This is a genomic window from Sinomonas mesophila (assembly GCF_001999765.1).
Classification (GTDB): domain Bacteria; phylum Actinomycetota; class Actinomycetes; order Actinomycetales; family Micrococcaceae; genus Sinomonas; species Sinomonas mesophila.
In genome coordinates, this window is record NZ_MTIC01000018.1 from 86,498 (window position 1) to 110,107 (window position 23,610).

The 23,610-nt window shown below is 71.3% G+C and carries 20 protein-coding genes; 7 read left to right on the forward strand and 13 right to left on the reverse strand.

From position 1 onward, the window contains the following. Positions 1-148: 148 nt before the first annotated feature. Positions 149-865, reverse strand: coding sequence for a hypothetical protein (locus BV907_RS18975; protein ID WP_077490728.1), 717 nt, complete (start codon positions 863-865; stop codon positions 149-151). 283 nt (positions 866-1,148) lie between these two features. After that, positions 1,149-1,724, reverse strand: a complete 576-nt coding sequence (locus tag BV907_RS15985) for a cupin domain-containing protein (protein WP_077490729.1) — start codon at positions 1,722-1,724, stop codon at positions 1,149-1,151. Positions 1,725-1,899: 175 nt separating this feature from the next. On the opposite strand from BV907_RS15985, the gene BV907_RS15990 reads away from it, so the two are divergent. After that, positions 1,900-3,417, forward strand: coding sequence for a sodium:solute symporter family protein (locus tag BV907_RS15990; protein WP_077490730.1), 1,518 nt, complete (start codon positions 1,900-1,902; stop codon positions 3,415-3,417). Positions 3,418-3,524: 107 nt separating this feature from the next. On the opposite strand, the gene BV907_RS15995 is transcribed toward BV907_RS15990, so the two are convergent. Beyond that, a complete protein-coding gene (locus tag BV907_RS15995) occupies positions 3,525-4,919 on the reverse strand; it encodes an FAD-binding oxidoreductase (protein WP_077490731.1) in 1,395 nt (464 codons plus the stop codon). Positions 4,920-5,220: 301 nt separating this feature from the next. Here BV907_RS15995 and BV907_RS16000 point away from each other — a divergent pair, with 301 nt between their 5' ends. Continuing rightward, complete coding sequence (locus BV907_RS16000; RefSeq protein WP_175637495.1) at positions 5,221-6,333, forward strand: VIT1/CCC1 transporter family protein; 1,113 nt, start codon at positions 5,221-5,223, stop codon at positions 6,331-6,333. 70 nt (positions 6,334-6,403) lie between these two features. Here the strand turns inward: BV907_RS16000 and BV907_RS16005 are convergent, their stop codons facing one another. Both BV907_RS16005 and BV907_RS16010 read right to left on the reverse strand, forming a co-directional pair. After that, positions 6,404-7,528, reverse strand: a complete 1,125-nt coding sequence (locus tag BV907_RS16005; RefSeq protein WP_077490733.1) for an LOG family protein — start codon at positions 7,526-7,528, stop codon at positions 6,404-6,406. Positions 7,529-7,735: 207 nt separating this feature from the next. Beyond that, entirely contained in the window at positions 7,736-8,794 is a 1,059-nt protein-coding gene (locus BV907_RS16010; protein WP_077490734.1) for a Gfo/Idh/MocA family protein, read from the reverse strand. A gap of 144 nt (positions 8,795-8,938) precedes the next feature. Here BV907_RS16010 and BV907_RS16015 point away from each other — a divergent pair, with 144 nt between their 5' ends. Then, positions 8,939-10,087: a LacI family DNA-binding transcriptional regulator gene (locus BV907_RS16015; RefSeq protein ID WP_077490735.1), complete on the forward strand. Its 1,149-nt coding sequence runs from the start codon at positions 8,939-8,941 to the stop codon at positions 10,085-10,087. 22 nt (positions 10,088-10,109) lie between these two features. Here the strand turns inward: BV907_RS16015 and BV907_RS16020 are convergent, their stop codons facing one another. Then, positions 10,110-10,535, reverse strand: coding sequence for an ester cyclase (locus tag BV907_RS16020; RefSeq protein ID WP_077490736.1), 426 nt, complete (start codon positions 10,533-10,535; stop codon positions 10,110-10,112). A 312-nt stretch (positions 10,536-10,847) separates the two neighbouring features. On the opposite strand from BV907_RS16020, the gene BV907_RS18980 reads away from it, so the two are divergent. Further along, positions 10,848-10,985 (forward strand): hypothetical protein, encoded by a 138-nt coding sequence (locus tag BV907_RS18980; protein ID WP_175637496.1) that lies wholly within the window; start codon positions 10,848-10,850, stop codon positions 10,983-10,985. 96 nt (positions 10,986-11,081) lie between these two features. Here BV907_RS18980 and BV907_RS16025 read toward each other — a convergent pair whose 3' ends face one another. Both BV907_RS16025 and BV907_RS16030 read right to left on the reverse strand, forming a co-directional pair. Then, positions 11,082-12,101 carry a sugar phosphate isomerase/epimerase family protein gene (locus BV907_RS16025; protein ID WP_077490737.1) on the reverse strand — a complete coding sequence of 340 codons (1,020 nt, stop codon included), beginning with the start codon at positions 12,099-12,101 and terminating at the stop codon, positions 11,082-11,084. A gap of 23 nt (positions 12,102-12,124) precedes the next feature. Further along, positions 12,125-13,348, reverse strand: a complete 1,224-nt coding sequence (locus tag BV907_RS16030) for a Gfo/Idh/MocA family protein (RefSeq protein WP_077490738.1) — start codon at positions 13,346-13,348, stop codon at positions 12,125-12,127. Between the two features lie 140 nt (positions 13,349-13,488). Here BV907_RS16030 and BV907_RS16035 point away from each other — a divergent pair, with 140 nt between their 5' ends. The 3 genes from BV907_RS16035 (at position 13,489) to iolB (ending at position 16,647) form a co-directional block, all read left to right on the forward strand. Further along, the gene (locus BV907_RS16035; protein ID WP_077490739.1) at positions 13,489-14,511 is read left to right on the forward strand and encodes a LacI family DNA-binding transcriptional regulator; all 1,023 of its coding nucleotides are present in this window, start codon (positions 13,489-13,491) and stop codon (positions 14,509-14,511) included. A 428-nt stretch (positions 14,512-14,939) separates the two neighbouring features. Then, entirely contained in the window at positions 14,940-15,680 is a 741-nt protein-coding gene (locus BV907_RS16040; protein ID WP_077490740.1) for a GntR family transcriptional regulator, read from the forward strand. A 52-nt stretch (positions 15,681-15,732) separates the two neighbouring features. After that, a complete protein-coding gene (gene iolB, locus BV907_RS16045) occupies positions 15,733-16,647 on the forward strand; it encodes a 5-deoxy-glucuronate isomerase (protein WP_077490741.1) in 915 nt (304 codons plus the stop codon). 522 nt (positions 16,648-17,169) lie between these two features. Here the strand turns inward: iolB and BV907_RS16050 are convergent. The 5 genes from BV907_RS16050 to iolD all read right to left on the reverse strand — a co-directional run bounded on the left by BV907_RS16050 (position 17,170) and on the right by iolD (position 23,600). Next, positions 17,170-18,051 (reverse strand): sugar phosphate isomerase/epimerase family protein, encoded by an 882-nt coding sequence (locus BV907_RS16050; RefSeq protein ID WP_077490742.1) that lies wholly within the window; start codon positions 18,049-18,051, stop codon positions 17,170-17,172. After that, entirely contained in the window at positions 18,048-19,106 is a 1,059-nt protein-coding gene (locus BV907_RS16055) for a Gfo/Idh/MocA family protein (RefSeq protein WP_077490743.1), read from the reverse strand. The genes BV907_RS16050 and BV907_RS16055 overlap by 4 nt, the downstream gene beginning before the upstream one ends. A gap of 26 nt (positions 19,107-19,132) precedes the next feature. After that, positions 19,133-20,050, reverse strand: coding sequence for a sugar phosphate isomerase/epimerase family protein (locus BV907_RS16060; protein ID WP_077490744.1), 918 nt, complete (start codon positions 20,048-20,050; stop codon positions 19,133-19,135). A gap of 24 nt (positions 20,051-20,074) precedes the next feature. Then, positions 20,075-21,574: a CoA-acylating methylmalonate-semialdehyde dehydrogenase gene (locus BV907_RS16065; protein WP_077490745.1), complete on the reverse strand. Its 1,500-nt coding sequence runs from the start codon at positions 21,572-21,574 to the stop codon at positions 20,075-20,077. A gap of 73 nt (positions 21,575-21,647) precedes the next feature. Further along, the gene (gene iolD / locus BV907_RS16070; protein WP_077490746.1) at positions 21,648-23,600 is read right to left on the reverse strand and encodes a 3D-(3,5/4)-trihydroxycyclohexane-1,2-dione acylhydrolase (decyclizing); all 1,953 of its coding nucleotides are present in this window, start codon (positions 23,598-23,600) and stop codon (positions 21,648-21,650) included. Between the last annotated feature and the right edge of the window lie 10 nt (positions 23,601-23,610).

Below are 23,610 nucleotides of genomic sequence, written 5' to 3' on the forward strand. Positions count from 1 at the left end.
ACCGCCCGGGGACGCCCCCACCCCCTCCGTTTCTGGTACGCATGACGTCGCCGATTCGCCGTTTCTGGTACGCACGACGCCGGCGGGGCACCCCGGGCAGGCGCCCCGCCGGCGTCGTGCGCCCTCCCGGCGCAACCGAGGGCGACCGTCAGGTCAGGGTCAGGCTCATGAGGACGGCCTTGACCTGCTGGCCCTGCGGCGAGGCGAGCCAGTCGTTGGCTTCGCCGAGGCTCGCGAACCGGAGAATCTCGGGGCTGACCTCGGCGAAGAGGGCCGGCGGACTCACGGTGTTCATCGGCCCGGTCCCGCCTCCGCGCAGTTCACCGGGCCCTTCCTGGGGGACGCCGGGGTAGTACGTCATCGTGTAGATGGTTCCGGCGCCGAGGTCCGCGGCGCCCTCGGCGAAGAACGCGAGGCGGTAGGGCTGCTCCCAGGGCCCCGCGGCGAGGCCCGGGACGGGCTCGGCGAAGACCACCGCACGGCGCTCGATCGGCATGCTGACGTCGTACGGCGAGAAGTTGACCGAAACGGTGAGGATGTGCCGGCCGGCCTCGTCCTTGAGGCTCACGTACTCCATCTCCTGGCCGCCCCGCGAGTCGGAGTAGTTGTCTGCGCTCCACGCGGCCGGGTACTGGAAGGCAAGCCGCTGGGTCGTGAAAGTGTAGGTCGTCGTCGGCGCGGACGGCGCCGCCGTGGTGGCGGCCGGTGTGGGTGCGGCGGACGACGGCGTGCCGGTCGCCGACGGCGTGCCGGTCGCCGGGGCACCGGCTCCCGTGCCGCAGCCTGACAGCGCGAGGGCGATGGCCATGCAGGCCGCCGACAGGGCGGTCACGGCGCGGGCGGAGAGGGCTGCGGGGCGGGTCATGTCTGGCTCCGAGGGTGCGAGGGTGGACCGGTGGGTCAACGGTCCACCCTGTGCATCGTTCGCACCAGTGGCCAGCGCATAATTCCATCGAATTGATATGGACTCGTGTCCGGAGGCCCCTTCGTGGCCGGCCGCCGTACCGGATCGTGATCCGGAGGCCTCCGCGCGGGTCGGGCACGCGCCGTCGTGCACCAGAAACCCCGAAAGGGCGACGAGATACGTACCCGGAACGCCAGAAGGGCGACGAGATACGTACCCGGAACGAGAGGGTGAACGAGGGGGGTCAGCGGGAGGCGGCCGGGACCAGGACCCAGAGGACGGTCGCGGGCTCGTCGGAGGGGTTAACCCACGTGTGCGGTTCGCGGCCCGGGAAGGTGAGGGTGTCCCCCGCGCGCAGCGAGTAGCGCTCGTTGGTCATGATGAGCGTGATCTGCCCGCGCACCACGTGCAGGACGTCCACGTCGCAGTCCACGGCGTACAGCTCGGACTCGCCCGTCCCGCGCGGCTGGATGTCCGCCTGAAGCAGCTGGACCCTCCGCTCGGAGCGCGCCGTGAGCAGCCGCTCGACGATGCCCTCGCCGCCGAGCGAGATCCGCGGAGCCTCCTGCGCACGGGTCAGGTGGGTCTCCGGGACGGCAAAGAGGTCCCCGATGGAGAGCGAGAGCACCTGGCACAGGGTCACGAGCGAGGCGACCGACGGCGACGTCAGGTCCCGCTCGACGCGGGAGAGAAAGCCCTTGGTCAGGCCCGTGGCGTCGGCGACCTGCTCGATCGTCATGCGCTGGGCCTGGCGCGCCGCGCGGATGCGGGAGCCGATGGCGACGGGCGCGTTGCTCGGCTCGACTGGCAGGGCTTTCATGGCTGTCTCTCTCTGGAAGCGCTCTGGCTGGAAGCGGCTCCCGCCATCCTACTGGCGAGGGCCGCATTGACTGTTGTTCCCATCACAATTTAGTCTATTGGGCAACACCTGTTGCTCTCTAGGCATCCGTGCCGGAGGCAGCGGACCCCTGACCCAAACTCCCCAAGGACTCTCCATGGACGCAAACGCCGTCAACATCGGCATCGTGGTGGCCTATCTCGCCGCGATGCTCGCCTTCGGCTGGTGGGGCAAGAGCCGGACCAAGAACAACAGCGACTTCCTCGTCGCGGGCCGCCGCCTCGGCCCGCTCCTCTACACGGGCACTATGGCCGCCGTCGTGCTCGGCGGCGCCTCCACCGTCGGCGGCGTCGGCCTCGGCTACCGGTTCGGCATCTCCGGCGCATGGCTCGTCATCGCGATCGGCGCCGGCGTCATCGCCCTGAGCCTCGCCTTCGCCGGGACCATCCAGCGGCTCAAGATCTACACCGTCGCCCAGATGCTCACGCTGCGCTACGGCACGCGCTCGACCCAGACCTCCGGCATCGTCATGCTTGCCTACACGCTCATGCTGTGCGCGACGTCGACGAGCGCCTACGCGACCATCTTCGTCGTCCTCTTCGGCTGGGAGCGCTGGTTCGCGATCCTCCTCGGCGGCGCGATCGTGCTCGTCTACTCGACCGTCGGCGGCATGTGGTCCATCACCCTCGCGGACCAGGTCCAGTTCGTCATCAAGACCGTGGGCATCTTCCTGCTCATGCTCCCCTTCGCCCTCAACGCCGCGGGCGGCTTCGACGGGATCCGGCAGCGCGTCGACGCCTCGTTCTTCCAGTGGGACGGGATCGGCGTGCAGACGATCATCACCTACTTCGTCGTCTACACCCTCGGCCTGCTCATCGGCCAGGACATCTGGCAGCGCGTGTTCACGGCCAAGACCCCCGAGGTGGCCCGCTGGGGCGGCACCACGGCCGGCATCTACTGCGTCCTCTACGGGGTCGCCGGCGCCGTGATCGGCATGGCCGCCAAGGTCGCCCTTCCGAACATCGACGTCGCGAACCTCGGCAAGGACGTCGTGTACGCGGAGGTCGCGACGCACCTGCTGCCCATCGCCGTCGGCGGCCTCGTGCTCGCCGCCGCCGTCGCCGCGATGATGTCCACCGCGTCCGGCGCCCTCATCGCCGCCGCCACCGTCGCGCGCACCGACGTCGTGCCCTTCGTCGCGGGCTGGTTCGGCAAGAGCATCGCCGTCGAACACGACCGCGACCCCGAGGAGGACGTGCGCGAGAACCGCTGGTGGGTCCTCGGCCTCGGCGTGGTCACGATCGTCATCGCGATCCTCGTCAAGGATGTCGTCGCGGCCCTGACCATCGCGTACGACATCCTCGTGGGCGGCCTCCTCGTCGCGATCCTCGGCGGGCTCGTCTGGAGGCGCGGCACGGGACTCGGCGCCGCGGTCTCGATGGCCGTCGGCACGGTCGTGACGCTCGGCACGATGGTCTACCTCGAGGCCACCGCCGCCGTGCCGCTCGACGGCATCTACGCCAACGAGCCGATCTACTTCGGCCTCGCGGCCTCGGCCGTCGCCTACGTCGCCGTCTCCCTCGCGACCCCGCCCACGGACGGCCGCGTCCGCGCCGCGTGGGAGGCCCGGCTCGCCGGACGGGTCGAGGAGGCCCTGCCGGAGAAGGTCGCCTAGCCTGCCCGCGTGCACGACGGCGGTGCGTTGCCCCCTTCGCCGGGGCGGCGCACCGCCGTCGTGCGTTTGGCGCGCGGGGGCGGCGTGTGCCGGCAGCGAGCTTCCGCTCAGTCCGGCTTGATGTTCTGGTTCAGGGTGAAGAAGTTCGTCGGGTCGTACTTGCGCTTGAGCGCCTTCAGCCGGTCGTACTTGGCTGCGCCATAGGCCTGCCTGACACGATCCTCGCCCTCTTCCATCAGGAAGTTCACGTACACGCTGGTGTGATGAGGCGCCAGAGCGGACCAGAGGTTGCGGGCCCATTCGCGCTCAGCGTCGAAGCCAGCGGCGGTCGTGCTGTTGCCGTTGATGTTGAAGGTGAACCCGGTCTGGCGGCCATTGAATGCGGTGGCACCATCATCGACGCGCCCTACCGCCCCACCCATCTGCCACAGGCCGAGACTCGTGATCGGCGAGGTGATGCGTCTGCCGTACTCGACGGTGGTGTCGATGACGTCGTCCGTCAGGGCTGCGACGTCACAGGATCGGACGTAGTAGGACCAGCCGTGGGGGAAGGACGCGTCGAACATCTTCTGATGCTCCAGGAACGGCTTGGGCCGGCAGAGATCGAGCACGGGCGAACCGAAGTGCTTGAGGGGCTCCAGGATTCGTTGGCCCTCCTCGACCGGTCCCGCGTAGCAGGCGGCGATCGCCACGACGTGCTTTCCGACCAGCTCAGGCGGGACGATCGGCAGCGCCGGCGCCCTCCGCTCCACGGCGATCGTCATGAGCGGGTCGGGGCAGTCGGCGATCCAATCGCGATAGAACCGCAGCACCTGCGGGGCATCGTCCATCGACCAGAAGACCGGGCCCGCCATGACGTAGGGGCCAACAGGGTTGAGACGGAACTCGAACTCGGTGACGATGCCGAAGTTCCCGCCCCCGCCTCGCACGCCCCAGAAGAGGTCGGCGTTCTGATCCTCGCTGGCCCTGACCAGGTCGCCGTCGGCGGTGACGAGATCCACGGACAGCAGTTGGTCGATCGTGAGCCCGTACTTGCGCATGACCCAGCCGATGCCGCCACCCAGCGTGAGGCCCGCCACTCCGGTATGGGTGACGATCCCGGAAGGAACAGCGAGACCGAACTCCTGCGTCTCGCGGTCGAGCTCACCCAGCAGGACACCGGCCTGAACACGTGCCGTTCGCGCCTCGGGGTCCACCCGGATCCCCCTCATCGGCCCGAGATCGATGAGCATGCCGTCGTCGCACACTGACAGCCCGGGGAAGCTGTGACCGCCCCCACGCACGGCGACCAGCAGATCCTGCGAGCGGGCGCACCGAACGGCGGCCCGTATGTCTGCGACGCCGGTGCACCGGGCTATGAGTGCGGGATGGCGATCAATCGATCCGTTCCAGACCTTGCGATGCTCGTCATAACCACCATCCCCCGGACGGAAGAGTCCGCCCCGAAAGGATGCCTGCAATTCATCGACAGCGCGGCCATCGATCCGGGTGCCCTGTGACATGGACTCACGGTCCTCTCTCGTGCGAGCAGATTCCCACCGTTGGGATCGGCTGACAAGACGGGACTGGATCCTCTCGTTCATTGGGTGGCGCGCCGCCGTCGGCCGTCTCAAGCACGACGGCGCGTGCCCGGCCCGCGCGGCCCGGCTGCCCGCCGTCGTCCGCGCCTTTCGAGAACGCGCGAAAGGTTCCGGCCCGCCTAACTCCGCGATGCCGGGAGACCGGCGGAAATCCGCGGTGCGAAAGGGCTACAGTGGCTGGGGCAACGGCGCCCGCAGCACCCGCCACAGCCCAGGAGCCACGATGCAGAACACCCTGTCCAACCACCACGGAGCACGCCGCGAGCCCTCGCCCGCGGACATCCGGCGGTGGCGGCAGTATCTGGCCGACGAGAGGGCCGAGGCCGCGATCTACCGCTCCCTCGCGAGCCGCCGCGACGGCGAGGAACGCCAGATCCTGCTGGGCCTGGCCGAGGCCGAGGGCCGGCACGAGGCTCATTGGCTCGCACTGCTCGGCGAGGAGGTCGGCAGGCCGCGGCCGGCGTCGCTGCGCAGCCAGCTCCTGGGGTTCCTCGCGCGGCACTTCGGGAGCGTGTTCGTGCTCGCGATGGCGCAGCGGGCCGAGAGCCGCTCCCCCTACGCGACCGATCCGTACGCCACTCCCGCGATGGCCGCCGACGAGCGCATCCACGAGGAAGTCGTGCGCGGGCTCGCGGTCAGGGGGCGCACGCGGCTCTCGGGCTCGTTCCGCGCGGCGGTGTTCGGCGCCAACGACGGGCTCGTGAGCAACCTGTCCCTCGTGGCCGGCATGGCCGCCTCGGGCGTGGCGAGCGAGGTCGTGCTGCTCTCGGGCATCGCGGGACTGCTCGCGGGCGCGCTGTCGATGGGCGCCGGCGAGTTCATCTCCGTCCGCTCGCAGCGCGAGCTCCTGAGCGCCTCGAGGCCCACCCAGGTGACGCTGAGCGCGGCGCCGGCGCTCGACCTCGACCACAACGAACTCGTGCTCGTCTACAAGGCACGCGGCATGAGCCAGGAGGCCGCGGAGCACCGCGCCGCCGAGCGGCTCGGGCACTTCACGTGCGACTGCGACCCGAGCCTCTCGCTCCACCCCGAGAGGGGCGAGGACGAGCACGAGGCGGTCGGGTCTGCGTGGGGCGCGGCCCTGAGCAGCTTCTGCTTCTTCGCCTCGGGGGCCATCGTGCCGGTCCTGCCGTTCCTGTTCGGCATGGTCGGGGTCGGCGCGCTGGCGGTCTCCGGCGTGCTGGTTGGCCTCGCGCTTCTCGCGACCGGCGCCGTCGTCGGCCTGCTCGCGGGGGCGTCGCCGCTCAAGCGGGCCGTCCGCCAGCTCGGCATCGGGTTCGGCGCGGCGGCCGTGACGTACCTCCTGGGCTGGGGCTTCGGAGTGGTGATCGCCTGACCCAGGGGTGCGGGGTCACCTCCCTGCGTTGCGGGGTCACCTCCCTGCGTTGCGGGGTCACCACCGAAGCTCAGGCCAGGGCAGCAACGGCTTCCTCGACGGTGTCGACGAGGTGCAGCCGCTTCCTCATCCCCCGCCCGGCGGCGAGGCGGGACAGCAGCGGCCAGGCGGGGAGCTCCTCGGTCCAATACCGTAGGCCCACGAGGACCATGGGAGTGACGGCCTCGGCCGCGGCGTAGTAGTTCTCGCACCCGTCCTGGAAGATCTCCTGGACCGTGCCGGCGGCGCCCGGGAGGAACACGACTCCGCCAGTGCACTTCTCGAGCAGCACGGCCTCGCGGACCGAGTTCGCAAAGTACTTGGCGATGTGGGTCGCGAAGAGGTTGGGCGGTTCGTGGCCGTAGAACCACGTCGGGATGCCCAGGCTCGGCGTCCCCACCGGATGCTCGGTCAGGACCGCGAGCGAGGCCCGGGCCCAGGCGCTCACCGACGGTCGGAACGACGGCACGACGGCGAGCAGGGCCAAGGCGTCCTCGAGGGCACCGTCGGGCGCGGTCGCGAGGTAGGCGCCGAGGTTGGCCGCCTCCATCGAACCCGGCCCCCCGCCCGTGGCGACCACATGCCCCGCCCCGGCGATGCCGCGCCCGAGGCGAGCGGCGTCGTCGTACGTGGCACTCCCCCGGCCCGCGGCGTGCCCGCCCATGACGCCGACCACGCGGCGTCCGCGCGCGAGATCGGCGAGGACATCGTGCAGGGCGTCACCGATGTGGTGGTCGTGGAGCGCCGCGGAGAGGGCGGAGTCGACGCCGCTGCGCCCCTGCCGCTGCGTCCACGCGTAGATGCGCGCGTCCGGGGTCTCCTCGTAGGGGTGGTCCTCGACGCCCTCGTAGAGCTCCCGCCCGGTGTAGAGCGTGGGCCGGTAGGCGTTGAAGGGGACGCCGGGCAGGACCGGGAAGACGAGCGCTCCGCGAGCACGCAGCGACTGCTCCATGCCCGGCTGCAGCTCGCAGCCAAGGAACATCGCGGAGCTGGGGTCGAGGGCCTTGAGTGCGCTCGAGCGCTGGGTGAGGTCGAGCGAGCGGACATGCCAGCCCGCCATGGCCGTGGCCCCGGCCTCGACGAGGCGGTCGAAGTACTCGAGCGTGTCGACCTCGAGCACGCGGGGGGTGGGGCTCAGGGCCGGCGCGGCGTCCATGGAGAAACATTAGCCGGGGGACGGTGCCGTGACGCACGCCCGGGGCCCGCCGCCTGCTACCCGGTGGCGCACGACGGCGGGTGGTCACCAACGGGGCTGCGTCCGCACGAGGGTCGGGAGTCGTACCCGGAACGCTGAATGAGCGTCGAGATGCGCACCCGGAACGCCGGATCCGCGTCGAGATGCGTACCCGAAACCGGGCGGGGGTTAGGCGCGGGCGGGGAGATTGATCCGGACCGGGGCGCCGGTCTCGAGGGACTCCTGGGCGGCGTCGGCCACGCGGGAGGCGGCGACTGCGTCCTCGGGCGTGCACGGGTTCCCCCGTTCGCCGAGCACGAGTTCGACGAAGGCCGCGAGCTCGGCCCGGTACGCGGCGTCGAAGCGGTCGGCGAAGGTCTTGTGCGTCTCGCCCGCGGGGAACGCGACGCCGGCCTCGGCCGAGCGCAGCGCCGTCTTGTCGTCCAGGCCGACCATGACCGAGGACTGGCAGCCCTGGATCTCGAGGCGCACGTCGTGGCCGGCGCCGTTGTATCGCGTCGCGGAGACGGTGCCGACCGTGCCGTCCTCGAACGTCACGACGGCCAGAGCAGTGTCGACGTCGCCGACCTCACCGATCGCCGGGTCGCCGTTGTTGGAGCCCTTCGCATAGACCTCGGTGATCTCGCGGCCGGTGAGCCAGCGGAGGATGTCGAAGTCGTGCACTGAGCAGTCGCGGAACAGGCCGCCGGAGGTCGCGATGAACTCGACCGACGGCGGGGCCATGTCCCCCGTCATGGCGCGCAGCGAGTGGATCCAGCCGATCTCCCCCGCGTCGAAGCGGCGCTTGGCCTCGAGGTAGCCGGCGTCGAAGCGGCGCTGGTGGCCGATCTGCACCGTGCCGCCCTTCGCGGCGATGTACTCGATGACGGGCAGCGAGTCCTCGACCGAGCCGGCGACGGGCTTCTCGCAGAACACGGGCACGCCCGCGTCGACGCCGGCGCGGATGAGGTCGGGGTGCGTCTGCGTCCCGGTCGCGATGACGAGGGCGTCCACCCCCGAGGCGAGGAGGCCACCGGCGCCGCCGGCGACGAATTCGGCCCCGACCTCGGCAGCGACGGAGCGGGCGTGCTCCTCGGCGACATCGGTGAGGCGGAGCTCGAGCCGGATGCCGCGGGCCGCGAGCTGCGGCGCGATCGCGGCGATGTTGCGCGCGTGCATGACGCCGATGCGGCCGACGCCGACGAGGCCGAGCGTGACGGTCTGGGTGGGTTGAGTGGTCTGGGCCATGGGGCACTCCTTCGTAACACCTGGAACGGCCAGAACGTATGGGAACGTTCCAACATCTGCAGTAGAGTATCCATGGGCCGCGGCAGCGGGTCAAGGTTTGTCCTGACAAGAGCGCTGAGCCGGCCCGGACCCGAAGGAGGCGCCATGGCGAAGGCCGTGCCCAAGTCCGCGACAATTCTCGACGTCGCCGCACGCGCGGGCGTCTCGAAGTCGGCGGCCTCGCTGGCCCTTCGCGGGACGGGCTACGTGAGCGAGGCCAAGCGGACGGCCGTCCTCGCCGCCGCCGCCGAGCTCGGCTACCGCCCGAACGCCGCCGCCCGGGCGATGGGCTCGGCGCGCTCGGGCACGGTCGGCGTCATCCTCGACGACCTGCGCAACCCGTGGTTCGTGCCGGCGATCGAGGGCCTCTCCGAGGGCCTCCATGCGGGCTCGCTCCGCCCGCTGCTCGGCGACTGGCGGCTCGAGGGCGCGGCCCTCGCCGAGCGCTTCCTCGAGCTGCGCGTCGAGGGACTCGTGCTCGTCGGGACGCTCGACGGCGCCGAGTCGGCCCTGCCCTCCCTCGCATCGGTGCCGGTGGTCCAGGTCGGCGCGGCGCGGGCGCAGGTGCGGGGCGCCGCCGTCGTGACGAACGACGACGCCGAGGGCGCCCGCCACGTCGTGCGGCACCTCGCCGCGCTGGGCCACCGCCGGATCGCGCATCTCGCCGCCCCGGGGACGGGCGTGGGCGACGCGCGGCGGGCGGGGTTCGAGGAGGAGTGCGCGCGCCTGGGGGTCGATTTCGAGACCGTCGAGGCCGGGCTCACCGAGGACGCGGGCCGACGGGCCGCGCTCGCGCTGTTGCGCCCCGGCGCCGAGGACCGCTCCCGACCCGGCTCCCCCGGCGGGCCCGGCTCCCCCGCCCGCCCCACCGCCCTGTTCGCGGTCAACGACATGGCCGCGCTCGGCGCGCTCTCGGCCGCCGACGAGCTCGGGCTGCGCGTGCCGGAGGACCTATCGCTCGCCGGCTACGACGACACGCCCGCGGCGAGGCTGCGCGCCGTCGGGCTCACGAGCGTGGACAACGCGAGCCGCGAGGCCGGGCGCGTCGCCGCCGGGCTCCTCGCGGAGCGCATCTCAGACCCCGGAAGTCGCGCAACGCCGCATCGCAACACGCCGGAAAAACAGCGTCTTTCCGGCGTGTTGCGATGCGGCGTTGAAGGGTGGAGCGGCGACGCCGGCGGCGAGCCGCCCGCCGTCGTCCTCCTGCCGCCGGAGCTCAAGGCCCGCTCGAGCACGGCGCCCCCGCCGGCCTGATCGACAGGAGGGCCACGCGCCGTCAGCCCATGAGCCCCAGCTGCGCCATGAGGCCCATGCTGTCGGGGTGGGCGCTGAAGGAGGAGATCTTGCCGTCCTCCACGCGGGCGAAGTAGGTCCCCGTCGACCGGACGGCCTTGCCGGTCGGCGGGATCTCCTGCCCACCGGCGTTGAGGGGGCCCGTCTGCGTTCCCGTGAACTCAACCTCCGCCGCCACGCTGTCATCGGAGATCACGCGGTTGGTCGTGGCCACCCGCATGTCCGGGAAGGCGGTGAACCATGAGCGCATGTACTCCTTGACCTGGTCGGCCGTGGTCAGCGGCTCGGGAAGGGAGGTGTCCTTGAACTGGAAGCCCTCTCCCAGCAGGGCGACGAAACGATCGGGATCGTGGGCGTCCCACGCGGCCATCCCCTCGTCGTCCGTTCGACGCACATCGTCAGCAGTCATGGCGGTCTTTCTCCTCGGTCCTGGAATGAGTGTTCTCGCAGGGCGCCTCGGCCTCCGGATGCGGCCGCGCCGACGGATCCTGGTGGCTGGCGCTGTCCGATCCGAGGCCGCCCGGCTCTCCGCCCCTGTCACCAGAGCAGAGCGTCGTCAGCGCAGCGCACGCCGCGCGGACGACCTGGACCCCCAGCCCATCCGGCATACTCCAACAGGCGGCACGCCGCGAGGCTGCGCTCGCCTGGGTTCATTGAGCGCGCCGCCCACTGGCCTGTCAAGGCCGCGGAGAGGGGGCCTCGCAGAAGGCTCCCTCGGGCGATGGCCGCAGAGAAACTGCACAACTCAGGCCTGGATCGGGCGACTCCGCCGCTCGAAGGGCGGCACGAGCATGTCCTCGTGCCGCCCTCGCTCACGGTGCGGTCGAGCACCGCGCCGCCGCCCGCCGTCGTGCGCTGAAACCAGGCCGCCCTCAGCTCCCCCTTCCCGCGAAATGGTGGGGTGAGCAGGGTCGGAGGCCTCCGCACCCTGCTCAGCCCACCAATTGCCGGGAATTCAGGTCCGGGCCGCCACCGGCTCGCCGATCATCCGGGCCGCGTCGAGCAGGACGCCCGCGGCGACCTCGAGGCCCTCGATCCGGCCGAGCGAGACGTCCTCATGCTCGATGTTGACCATCATGTCCGGGTCGACCTCGCGCAGGGCCCGCAGGAACTCGGCCCAGTAGGCGGTGTCATGGCCGCGGCCGAGCGCGACGAAGTCCCACGCGGAATCCTTCGGCCACTCGTTGGCCCACTCGTCGCCGCCGAGGTTGGTCCGCGGCTCCTCAGGAGAGAGCCGCCGGAAGCGGTTGTCGAGCACGCCGTAGAGGCGCGCGTGCTCGGGATTGACCCGGACGTCCTTCGCTGCGGCGTGGACCACGAGCGGGCCGAGCTCGCGGACCACAGCGACGGGGTCCATCTGCTGCCAGAACAGGTGCGAGGCGTCCAGCTCGACGCCCACATGCGTCGCGCCCGTGAGCTCGACGAGCTTGTACACGTCCGCGGTGTTGAACACGATGTTCTGCGGGTGAAGTTCGAGGGCGACCTTGACGCCGTGGTCCGCGGCGAGGCGGTCGGTCTCGCGCCAGAACTCGGCGGCGACGCCCCACTGGTAGTCGAGCACGTCGAGCGCGGCGGAGTTCCATGCGTTGACGACCCAGTTGGTCACCGTCGCGCCGGGCTCGCCGCCGGGCAGCCCGGACATCGTGACGACGCGTTTCTGGCCCAGGCGCTCCGCGAGCCGGATCGAGCGGCGGATGTCCTCCGCGTGCTTCTGCCCGATCTCGGGCTTGGGGTGCAGCGGGTTGCCGTTGCAGTTCAGGCCCGCGATCGAGACGCCGGTGCCCTCGAAGATCCCGAGGTAGTCGTCGCGCGCGGCGTCGCTGACGAGGATCTGGTCGAAGGTGGGGACGTGGACGGCGGGCAGGAAGCCGCCGGTGTTGATCTCGATCCCGGTCAGGCCGAGGTCCGCGATGACCGTGAGGGCCTCGCGGAGCGGGCGGTCGTGCAGGATCGCGTTGTAGACGCCGAGCTTCATGGTCGGTTTCTCCGGTGTTCTCGTCAGCGCACGACGGCGTGGGCGGGCGTGGCGGCGGACGGCAGCTCAATGCGGCGGCCCGCGTCGGCGGCGGAGGCGGCGACGGCGTCGAGGATCTCCATGTTGCGCACGCCCTCGTCGAAGGTCGCGCAGCGCGGGAGGGACTCGGCCCCGGGCAGGCCGGCGACCTCCTCGAGGAACGCGCGCGCCTGGTAGCCGAAGGCGTCGTTCTGGCCGAACCCGACGCTCGGGGCGTCCATGGCCAGGCCGCCCGCGATGTAGGGGTGCTCCGGGCCGAGGATGACCTGGCGGTAGCCGTTCTGGGCGGAGGCGCCGTCGTTGAGGAACAGCCCGATCTCGGCCGGGCGGCGCTGGTCGAACAGGGCCGCGCCGTTCTCGCAGAACACCTCGAACATGAGCGAGTTCGCGTGCCCTGCCGCGACGCGGGAGACCGAGAGGGAGCCGATGCAGGAGGCGAACTCGGCGGAGAAGGAGGCGACGTCGTCGTTCTCGACGGGCTCGAAGGTGTCCGAGACGGCGGCGTGGTCGTGGCCCATGACGGCGCCGAGCGGCAGCGGGCGCTGTGCGATCGCCGTCGAGAGCTGCCCGCCCGAGACGGACCGGATGTCGCCGCAGAGGAACTCGCCCACGTAGGCGAGGTGGCTGCCGACGTCGGCGAGCGCGCCGGAGCCGGGGCCGCCCTTGTAGCGCCAGCTCATGGGGGCGTCGGGGCTGCAGCCGTAGTCGGTCCAGTAGCGGCCCGAGAAGTGGAGCGGGCGGCCGAGCGTGCCGTCCTGGATGAGCTGGCGGATGGCGGCGATGCCGGGGGTGCGGCGGAAGGTGAAGCCGATCCGGCCGAGGACGCCGCGCCCCTCGGCGACGCGCGCGGCGTCGGCCATGGCGCGGGCGTCGGCGAGCGAGTCGGAGAGCGGCTTCTCGCACAGGACGTGCTTGCCGGCGGCGAGCAGGCCCTCGACGACCTCGCGGTGCAGCGAGTTGGCGATGACGACCGAGACGACGTCGATGTCGTCCGCCTCGGCGATGGCCTGCCACGAGGAGTCGTGGCGCGCGTAGCCGAAGCGGGTCGCGGCGGCCCGGCCGAACTCGGCGTTGACATCGCCGATGGAGATGAGGCGGATCTCCGGGAGGCTGGGCTTGAAGAGGGTGCTGGCGGTGCGGTACGCGGCGGCGTGGGCCTTGCCCGCCATGCCGGCGCCGATGACGGCGACGCCGAGGGGCTTGCTCATGTCTCTCTCCTTCGAGGGGGGTCCGGCGTCGCCGGGGTCTTGGCGCGGTGCGATTTGGAGCGCTCCAAAGAAGCGTAGGACCGGGGACTTTGTCCTGTCAATGCCCTCGTGCGCGTCCTCGGGAGTGCCATGATGGACCCGTGCCGACCGACGCGAACCCCCGCCCGACGATCTACGACGTCGCCCAGCGGGCCGGCGTGTCCAAGTCCCTCGTCTCGCTCGTGCTGCGCGGCTCCGACCACGTGAGCCCGGCCCGCCGCGAAGCCGTCGAGGCGGCGATCGAGGAGCTGGGCTACCGTCCCTCGCGCGCCGCGGCGGCCCTCGCGAGCCAGCGCACGCGCACAGTCGGCGTCCTCATCGACGACTTCCACAACCCCTGGTTCGTCGAGCTCCTCGCCGGCCTGCGCTCCGTCCTCGACCCGGCGCGCTACACGGCGAGCGTCGCCGACCTCCAGCTCGAGGCGGCCACTGGCAGCAACCCCGTGGAGGGCTTCCTGGCCCAGCACGTCGACGCGCTCGTCGTCGCCGCCGAGCCGGCTCCGGGAACCCTGGACGGCGTGGACGTGCCGATGGTCGTCGCCGGGATGCGGGAGCTCGGACTGCCGGACGACGGGGCGGACGTCGTCGCGGGCGACGACGAGCTCGGCGCGCGCCTCGCGACCAAGCACCTCCTGGGGCTCGGCCACCGGCGCATCGGGCACCTGACCGGCCGCAGCGGACCGGGCGCGCACCGACGCCGCGGCTACGAGGCAGCGATGCGGGACGCCGGTCTGGAGCCCGCCGTGACGGGCGAGGCGGGCGGGACCTCGGAGGCGGACGGCTACGCCGCGGCGTGCGCCCTGCTCGACGCCCGCCCGGAGACCACCGCAATCGTCGCGGGCAACGACGTCATGGCCGTGGGCGCCCTCGCGGCCCTGAGGGAGCGCGGGCTCGCCGCGCCCGCGGACGTCTCGGTGGTCGGCCACGACGACTCGCCCCTCGCCGCCTACCGGTTCCTCGGGCTCACGAGCGTGGACGGGCACAGCCGCGAGGTCGGCGCCGCAGCGGCACGGGCGCTCCTTGCCCGGCTCGACCACCCCGACGCCCCGCCGCACCGCGAGCTCCTCGAGCCGAGCCTCGTGGTCCGCCACTCGACGGGCCCCGTACGCGACGCCAGCCGGTAGCCCGGCCCCGCTCATCGGCTCCCGGCCGCAAACGGCAGCCCACACGTCAGAAACTGCACAACTCACGGCCGGAACCTCCGCTCTGGGTGCCATTCCGTCCCTGAGTTGTGCAGTTTCTGACGGCCTCGGCCCTACTCCCCCGGTAACACGATCCCGGCCTGGCGCACTGCGCCGGGCTGGGGGCCCGATCTTGGGTGATCACGTCATGCCATATTTTGTCCACACATAAGCACTAATATTTGGAGCGCTCCCAGCCGCCCGCTGTCGTATGTCACCCCTTGCGAACATGCGGCTGCGGATGCAGAGTGGGCGGAAATCCCCGAAGGATCGGGGTTGCCAGTGCTAAGATCAACGAGGACAATTTGTCCTATCAAATAAACATGCGGTTTCGGGCACCCAGGCCCGACGGCGCGGCCCAAGGAGAGGTCATGGCAGCCAGCCTCAACATCCCCATCGACCGCTCGTCCCCCGTCCCCCTGTACCACCAGGTGGTCCAGGGCATCGAGGGGATGATCCGCAGCGGCGCGCTCGAGCCCGGCTCCAAGCTCGAGAACGAGATCGAGCTCGCCGCGCAGCTGAACCTGTCCCGGCCCACGATGCGCAAGGCGATGGACGAGCTCGTGCGCGCCGGCCTGCTCGTGCGCAAGCGGGGCGTCGGCACGCAGGTCGTGGCGAGCCAGGTGCGCCGGCACCTCGAGCTCTCGAGCCTCTGGGACGACCTGTCCCGCGGCGGGAAGGCCCCGTCCACGAAGGTCCTCGCGTTCCGCCACGGCCCCGCCGAGGCCGACATCGCTGACACCCTCCAGCTGCCGCCCGGCGTCGGCGTCTACCACTTCACCCGCCTGCGCTCGGTCGGCGAGAAGCCGCTCGCGCTCATGGAGAACTGGGTGCGGGACGACGTCGCCGAGCTCACCGAGGGCGGGCTGCGCGAGCGCGGCATGTACCAGATCCTGCGGGACGCGGGGGTGAACTTCCGGCTCGCGAACCAGCGCATCGGCGCGACCGTCGCGGACGAGTACCAGGCCTCGCTCCTCGAGACGGCCCCCGGCTCGGCGCTTGTCACCATGGAGCGCACCGCCGTGGACGACACGGGCCGCCACGTTGAGACCGGCCGGCACGTCTACCGCGCTGACTCCTACAGCTTCGAGATGACCCTGGTCTCCCGCTGAGCCACCACAGCCCAGCGAGAGTCCGCGATCAGACCCTGACGAAAGGACACCCATGGCAGAGTGGGTCTACCCCCTCGGATCGGCCAAGGACGGGGACTGGCAGGTCTCCCTCGGCGCACACGACTCCTCGACCGCCGTCGACGGCTGGGCGCACACGGGCCTCAAGGTCGCCGAGCTCGCCCCCGGCGCGTCGGTCTCGCTCGAGGCCGCCGGCGAGGAGCGGATCGTCGTCCCGCTGGAGGGCGCGTTCGAGGTGACGGTCGACGGCGTCGTCCACTCCCTGCGCGGCCGCGCCTCCGTCTTCGCCGGCCCGAGCGACGTGCTGTACACCGGGATCGGGCGCGAGGTGGAGATCTCCTCCCCCGACGGCGGGCGGGTCGCCGTCGCCCTCGCCCCGGCCAAGGCCGACTACCCGACGCGGCTCGTGCGCGCCGAGGAGACCCCGGTCGAGCTGCGCGGGGCGGGCAACTGCTCGCGCCAGGTGCACAACTTCGGCACCCCCGCCGCGCTCGAGGCCGACCGGTTCATCGTGTGCGAGGTCATCACCCCGGCCGGCAACTGGTCCTCGTACCCGCCGCACAAGCATGATACGGAGAAGGACGGCGAGACCGCCCTCGAGGAGATCTACTACTTCGAGACCAGGCTCGCCGCCGGCTCCCCCGTCGAGGGTGCTGGCGCTTCTGCCGCCGCGGGCCAGGACCCGATCGGCTACGCCCGGGTCTACGCCTCGGACGAGCGGCCGATCGACGTGCAGGCCGAGGTGCGCACGGGCGACGTCGTCCTGGTCCCCTACGGCTGGCATGGCCCCGCGATGGCCGCCCCCGGCTACGACCTGTACTACCTCAACGTCATGGCCGGCCCGGGGCGGGTGCGGGAGTGGCTCATCAGCGACGACCCGCACCACGGCTGGGTCCGCCGGACCTGGGACGCCGAGAAGATCGACCCCCGCCTCCCCTTCACCCCCTGACCGCTTCGGGTACGCATCTCGTCACCCTTTTTGGCATTTCGGGTGCAGATCTCGACGCCATTTTCGTATCTCGGGTACGCACGACGCCGGGTGCCCGGCCCACGCGGGTCGGGCACCCGGCGTCGTGGGTCCGGGCGACGGCTCCCCAGCATGTCCGCACGGAAGGACCGGTCTCGCCACGAGACCGGTCCCTGGCCGCGAGACAGGCGGGCCCAAGGCCGGTCTCGCGGCCAGGGACCTGTCTCAATACCCGGGACCCCGTCCCGCCGCCCAAGGCCGGTCTCGCGGGTCAGCACCGGTCTCGCGCGGGAAGGCTAGGCCCGCGGACCCGTCTCAGGACGCTGCCTCAGGGCACGACGAAGAGCCGCCCGGGGCGCACCATGGCTGGTGCGCCCCCGGCGGCTCGAGACGCCGCGCCCCGCGTACCCGGGACGGCCGAAACGCGTCGAGATCCGTACCAGGAACGGGGAAACGCGTCGAGATCCGTACCCGGAACGGGGGGCGGGCGGGAGGGGCGGGGGGTCAGAGGGCCGCCCGCGCCTTCTCAGCGCGCTCCTGCATCTCGCGCAGCTGGTAGCGCGAGACGTCGGGGGCGTTCTCGTCTTCCGCGAAGACCGAGGAGACCATGACCGTGTCCTCCCGGCCCAGGAAGCCGATCTCCCCGAGCCCGCCGAAGAACTCGTCCCAGTTGACGTCGCCGTCGCCGATCTTGAGGTGCTGGTGCACCCGGACGTCGTTCCCGGGCGGGTTGGTGATGTACCGCAGCCCGTGGGACGCGTGGTGGTTCATCGTGTCCGAGACGTGCACGACGCGCAGGCGGTCACCCGCTGCCCGCATGATCGTCAGCGGCTCGTCCTTCATGTGAAACGTGTGCGAGGCGACGTACACCATGCCGACGTTCGGCGAGTTGAGCCCCCGGATCACGCGGAGCGCGGCGAGGCCCTCCTCGACGAAGTCGTCAGGGTGCGGGTCGATCGCCACGTGGACGCTCTCGCGCTCGAAGACCGGCAGCAGCTCCTCCATGGACTTGTAGAAGCAGGCCTCGGACTCCTCGGGCTTCTCGGGCCGGCCCGAGAACTCGGTGTTCATCTGGGTGCAGCCGAGGTCCACGGTGATCTGGATGGCGCGCTTCCAGTACCGCACGGCGGCCTCGCGCATCGCCTCGTCGGGCCCGGACCAGCGCAGGACGGGCAGCACCGAGGCGACCTGGACGCCCGCGTCCGTGCAGTTCCTGCGGAACTGGCGGACCAGCTCGTCGTCGGCCTTGGGGTGCGTGAAGAACGGGATCATGTCCCGGTGCGGGGTCATCTGGAGGTACTCGTAGCCGAGCTCCGCCGCGAGGGCGGGGAACTCGAGCAGCGAGTGCGTCGAGTGGAACGGGGTGGGGTCGAGGGCGATCTTCATCGGCCGGCTCCCTTCCGCGCCGTGCCAGAAGACCAGTACAGCTCCGGCTTCTCAGGCAGGACGACGGCGACCTTCTCGCCGCTCTTCTGGGCCTCCACGCCGGCCTCGCAGCACGCGGCCGTGGCGTAGCCGTCCCACGCGGACGGTCCGCCGATCTCGCCGCGGAGGGCGGCATCGACCCAGGCCTGGACCTCGACGTCGTACGCCGCGCCGAAGCGCTCGATGAAGCTCGGCGTGACCTCGCCGCCCCAGCGGCCCGCGCGGCGCACGTACGGCCCGCCGTCGCCGCCGATGTCCACGATCCCGTCCTCGAACGCGGCCTGCGTCGCGACCTCGTAGCCGAACTGGGCGTTGACGAAGATCTCGACGTCGGCGAGGACGCCGGACTCTGTCTCGATGAGCACGTGCTGCGGGTCGTGCTGGCCCGAGGGTGCCTTCGAGGTGGCCTTGCCGAGGCGGACCTGGACGGAGGTGATCTCCTCGCCCGTGAGGTACCGGATCACGTCGAACTCGTGCACGACCGAGTCGTTGATGAGCATCTCGTTCGTGAAGCCGGCCGGGGTGTCCGGGTTGCGGTGGCGGCAGTGCAGCAGGAGCAGCTCGCCGAGGTCGCGCGAGCGGATGAGCCCGCCCAGCCGGGCGTACTCGGCGTCGAAGCGGCGCATGAAGCCGACCTGGATCCGCTTCCGGCCGAGCCGTTGCTCCGCCTCGACGATCCGCCACGCCGACTCGGCGTCCGGGGTCAGCGGCTTCTCGCACAGGATCGGGATGTCGAGCGCGAGCGCCTCGAGGAGCGCCTCCTCGTGCAGGAAGCCGGGGGTGGCGATGACGACGGCGTTGATGCCGCCGTCGGCGGCAGAAGCAGCGTACGCCTCGCCGGGCGTCGCGAAGGCCCGGGCGCCCGGGATGTCCGCGACGGCGGCCTTGGCGCGGTCGAGGTCGACGTCGATGACGGCGGCCACCTCGGCGCCGTGGACGCGCGTGTGCAGGCGCTGGATGTGGTCAGCGCCCATGCGGCCGGCGCCGATGACGGCGACGCGCAGGTTCTCAGCCATGGGGTGTGCCTTTCTCGGAAGCGGGGTCAGGAGACGCGCGTGCGGGAGCCGCACGAGAGCAGGTAGCTCCGGGTGCGCTTGGCGATCGGGAGCGGGACGTCGAACGCCACGGGGTACATGTCCTGCTCGACGATGCCGAAGATCGGGCGGTCGAGCCTCTCGACCTCCTCGATGACCTCGCGCAGGTCCGGCAGGCCGCCGGGAGGCTCGGTCATGACGCCGGCCGCATTGGCCGCGGCGAACGTGAGGTTCTCGGCGCGGACCCGCTCCATGACACCGGGGTCGACCTGCTTGAGGTGCAGATAGCCGATGCGCTCGGGGTACGTGCGGATGAGGTCCAGGCTGCTCGCTCCGCCGTACTCGGCGTGGCCCGTGTCGAGGCACAGGTTGAGCAGCTCGGGGTCCGTGTTCTTCAGGAGCGTCTCGATGTCCTCCTGCGTGAGCACGTGCGAATCGGCGTGCGAGTGGAACTGCTGCCTGAGGCCGAACTGCTCGGCCAGGCGCCGTCCCAGCTCGTTGTGCCCGGTGAAGAGCGAGTCCCACTGCTCGGAGCTGAGGACCTCGTTCTCGACGGCCTGGCCCGTGACATCGTCGCGCCACATGGCAGGGATGACGACGATGTGCTCGCCGCCCATCGCGGCGGTCAGCTCGGCGACACGGCGGGCCGGCTCCCACGCCTCCTCCCACTGGGCACGACCCCGGTGGAACGCCGTGAACACCGTCCCCGCCGAGACCTGGAGGTCGCGGGCCTTGAGCTCGTCCGCCAGGCGGGACGGATCCGTGGGCAGGTAGCCGTACGGGCCCAGCTCGATCCACTTGTAGCCGGCCTCGGCCACCTCGTCGAGGAAGCGCTCCCAGGGGGTCTGCTTCGGGTCGTCGGCGAACCACACGCCCCACGAGTCGGGGGCCGTGCCGATGATGACCTTGTTCTCGGTCTCAGTCATGATGCTCCTTCGCATCCTTCCGGGCTAGTTGGACGGGAAGTTGTAGGAGGCGCCGGAGGCGTGGGTGGGCTCGGGCCAGCGCTGGGTGACGACCTTGGCGCGGGTGTAGAAGGACACGCCCTCCTCGCCGTAGATGTGCTTGTCGCCGAAGAGCGAGCTCTTCCAGCCGCCGAACGAGTGGTACGCGACCGGGACCGGGATCGGGACGTTGACCCCGATCATGCCCACGTGCACGCCGCGGTGGAACTTGCGGGCGTTGGAGCCCGAGGAGGTGAAGATCGCGGTGCCGTTGCCGTAGGGGTTGGAGTTGATCAGCTCGATCGCCTCCTCGACCGTCTCGACCCGGACCACGGACAGGACGGGACCGAAGATCTCCTCGGTGTAGGCCTCCATGTCCGTGCCGACGTTGTCGATCACGGTCGGGCCGAACCAGAAGCCGCCCTCCTTGCCGGGGACGGTGAACTCGCGGCCGTCGACGACGAGCTGCGCGCCGGCGTCGGCGGCCTTGGTCACGATGCCCTTCATGCGCTCCTTGGACGCGGCCGTGATGATCGGGCCCATCTCCGCGGCCGGGTCGGTGCCCTCGGCGACGTGCACGGCCTCGGCGCGGTCCTTGACCTTGCCCACGAGCTCGTCCGCGGCGGAGCCGACGGCGACGGCGACCGAGATGGCCATGCAGCGCTCGCCCGCGGAGCCGAACGCGGCCGCGGCGAGGTGGTCCGCGGCGTTGTCGAGGTCCGCGTCCGGGAGGATGATCGCGTGGTTCTTCGCCCCGCCGAGGGCCTGGACGCGCTTGCCGTGCGCCGTGGCGGTCTCCTGGACGTAGCGGGCGATCGGGGTCGAGCCGACGAACGAGATGGCGTCGACGTCCGGGTGGGTCAGGAGGCCGTCGACGGTCTCCTTGCCGCCGTGCAGGACCTGGAAGACGCCGTCGGGCAGGCCTGCCTGCTTCCACAGGTTCGCCAGCAGGATCGACGGCGAGGGGTCGCGCTCGGAGGGCTTGAGGATGAACGCGTTGCCCGTCGCGATCGCGACCGGTGCCATCCACAGCGGCACCATGACGGGGAAGTTGAACGGAGTGATGCCCGCGACGACGCCGACCGGCTGGCGGTAGGAGAACACGTCGATCCCGGTCGAGGCCTGGTCCGAGTAGGCGCCCTTGAGCAGCTGCGGGATGCCGCACGCGAACTCGATGACCTCGAGGCCGCGGCCGATCTCGCCCTTGGCGTCCGAGATGACCTTGCCGTGCTCGGCCGTGATGAGCGCGGCCAGCTCATCGATGTGTGCCGCGACGAGCTCGCGGAACGTGAACAGCACCGCGGTGCGCTTCGCGAGGGAGATGTCGTTCCACGACTCCGCGGCCTTGCGGGCGTTGGCGACGGCGGTCTCGAGGTCCGCGGCGTCCGCGAGGCGAAGCTCAGCGGTCTGCTCGCCGGTGGCCGGGTTGAAGACAGGCTGCGTGCGGGTGCCGACGCCGTGGGTCTCCTCGCCATTGAGGAAGTGGGGAATGGTCTTGATGGTCATCGTTGCTCCTACTGTGAGGGGCGCCGCCGACGGAGTCGGCGGCCTGCGGGTGGGTGGGTGAAGGGCTGGTCGCTTAGCCGAGGAAGGGCTTCTGGCGGGACTTGTGGTCGATGTAGGTCTCGAAGGCCTTCTTCGTGGACTCGAGCTCGGAGGCGGCGGAGACGGGGACGTCCCACCAGGACTCGGAGCTCGGGGCGTCCACGAGCGGGTCCGACTCGATGTGGATCACGATCGGCCCGCTGCCCTCGGGGGCGGCCTTGGCCTTGCCGATCGCGGCCTCGAGGTCGGCGATCGCGTTCGCGCCCGGCTCGATCCGGTACACCGTCACGCCGAGGCTCTCGGCGTTCGTGGCGAGGTCGATCGGAAGCTTCTCGCCGTCGTCGAACGTGTGCCGCTCGCGGTCCAGGGTGCGGTACTTCGTGCCGAAGCGCTGCGAGCCGAGCTGCTCGGACAGGGCGCCGATCGAGGCGTAGCCGTGGTTCTGGATGAGCACGGTGATGAGCTTGATGCCCTCCGCGACGGCGGTGACGAGCTCGGTGTGCATCATGAGGTACGAGCCGTCCCCGACCATGACGACGACGTCGCGCGGCGCCTCCTCGGCGCCGCCCGGCCGGGCGCCGGCCCGGTCCGCCTCGTCGAGCGCCGCGCGCTTGACCCCGAGCCCGCCCGGGATCTCGTAGCCCATGCACGAGAACGCGTACTCGACGTGGTAGCCGAACGGGTCGCGGACGCGCCACATCTTGTGCAGGTCGCCCGGGAGCGAGCCGGCGGCGCAGATGACGACGTCGCGCGGGTCCATCGCGCGGTTGACGGCGCCGATGATCGCGTTCTGGGACACGAGCGGGGCGTGGTCCTGGGCGAACGCCTCGTCGACAGTCGCGTCCCAGCGGGCCTTCTCGGAGGCGACCGAGGACTCGAGGTCCGCGCCCGCGCGGTAGCCCCCGAGCGCCGTCGTCAGCGCCGCGAGCGCCTTGCGCGCGTCGGCGACGATCGGCAGGGAGGTGCCGTGCTTGTAGGCGTCGATCGGGGCGACGTTGATGTTCACGAAGGCGACGTCGGGGTTCTGGAACGCCGTGCGCGAGGCCGTCGTGAAGTCCTCGTAGCGCGTGCCGATGCCGATGACGAGGTCGGCCTCGCGCGCGAGGGTGTTGGCCGCCGTCGTGCCAGTCGAGCCGATCGCGCCGAGGGCTTGGGCGTGGTCCCAGGGCAGGACGCCGACGCCGGCCTGGGTCCAGCCCACCGGGATGCCGGTGGCCTCGGCGAGCGCGCGCAGCTGCTCGGTCGCGAAGGCGTAGAGCACGCCGCCGCCGGCCACGATGAGCGGGCGCCTCGCCGCGCGGATGCGGCGGGCGGCCTCGGCGATGTCCTCGGCCTCGGGCTCGGGGCGGCGGATGCGCCACTCGCGCTCGGCGAGGAACTCCTCGGGGACGTCGAAGACCTCGGCCTGGACGTCCTGCGGCAGGGCGATGGTCACGGCACCGGTCTCGGCCGGGTCGGTCAGGACGCGCAGGCCGTGCAGGAGCGCCGAGAAGAGCTGCTCGGGCCGGTTGACGCGGTCGAAGTACTTCGACAGCGGCCGGAACGCGTCGTTGACCGTGATGTCGTAGCCGTGCGGCTGCTCGAGCTGCTGCAGGACCGGGTCCGCCGCACGGGTCGCGAACGTGTCGCTCGGCAGGAGCAGGACGGGGAGGCGGTTGGCCGTGGCGAGCGCGGCGCCGGTGAGCAGGTTGGACGAGCCCGGGCCGATCGATGTCGAGACGGCGAAGGTCTGGCGGCGGCGCGTGTGCCGGGCGTAGCCGACGGCCTGGTGGACCTGGGCCTGCTCGTTGCGCCCCTGGTAGTACGGCATGAGCGCCGGGTCGGCGACCTGCCACTGCTTGAGCGCCTGGCCCACGCCGGCCACGTTGCCGTGGCCGAAGATGCCGAACATGCCGGGGATGAGACGCTCGCGGAACGTGCTGTCCCCGATGCGGTCGACGGTGTACTGCCTCCCCAGGAACTCGACGAGCGCCTGGGACACCGTCATTCTGCGGGTG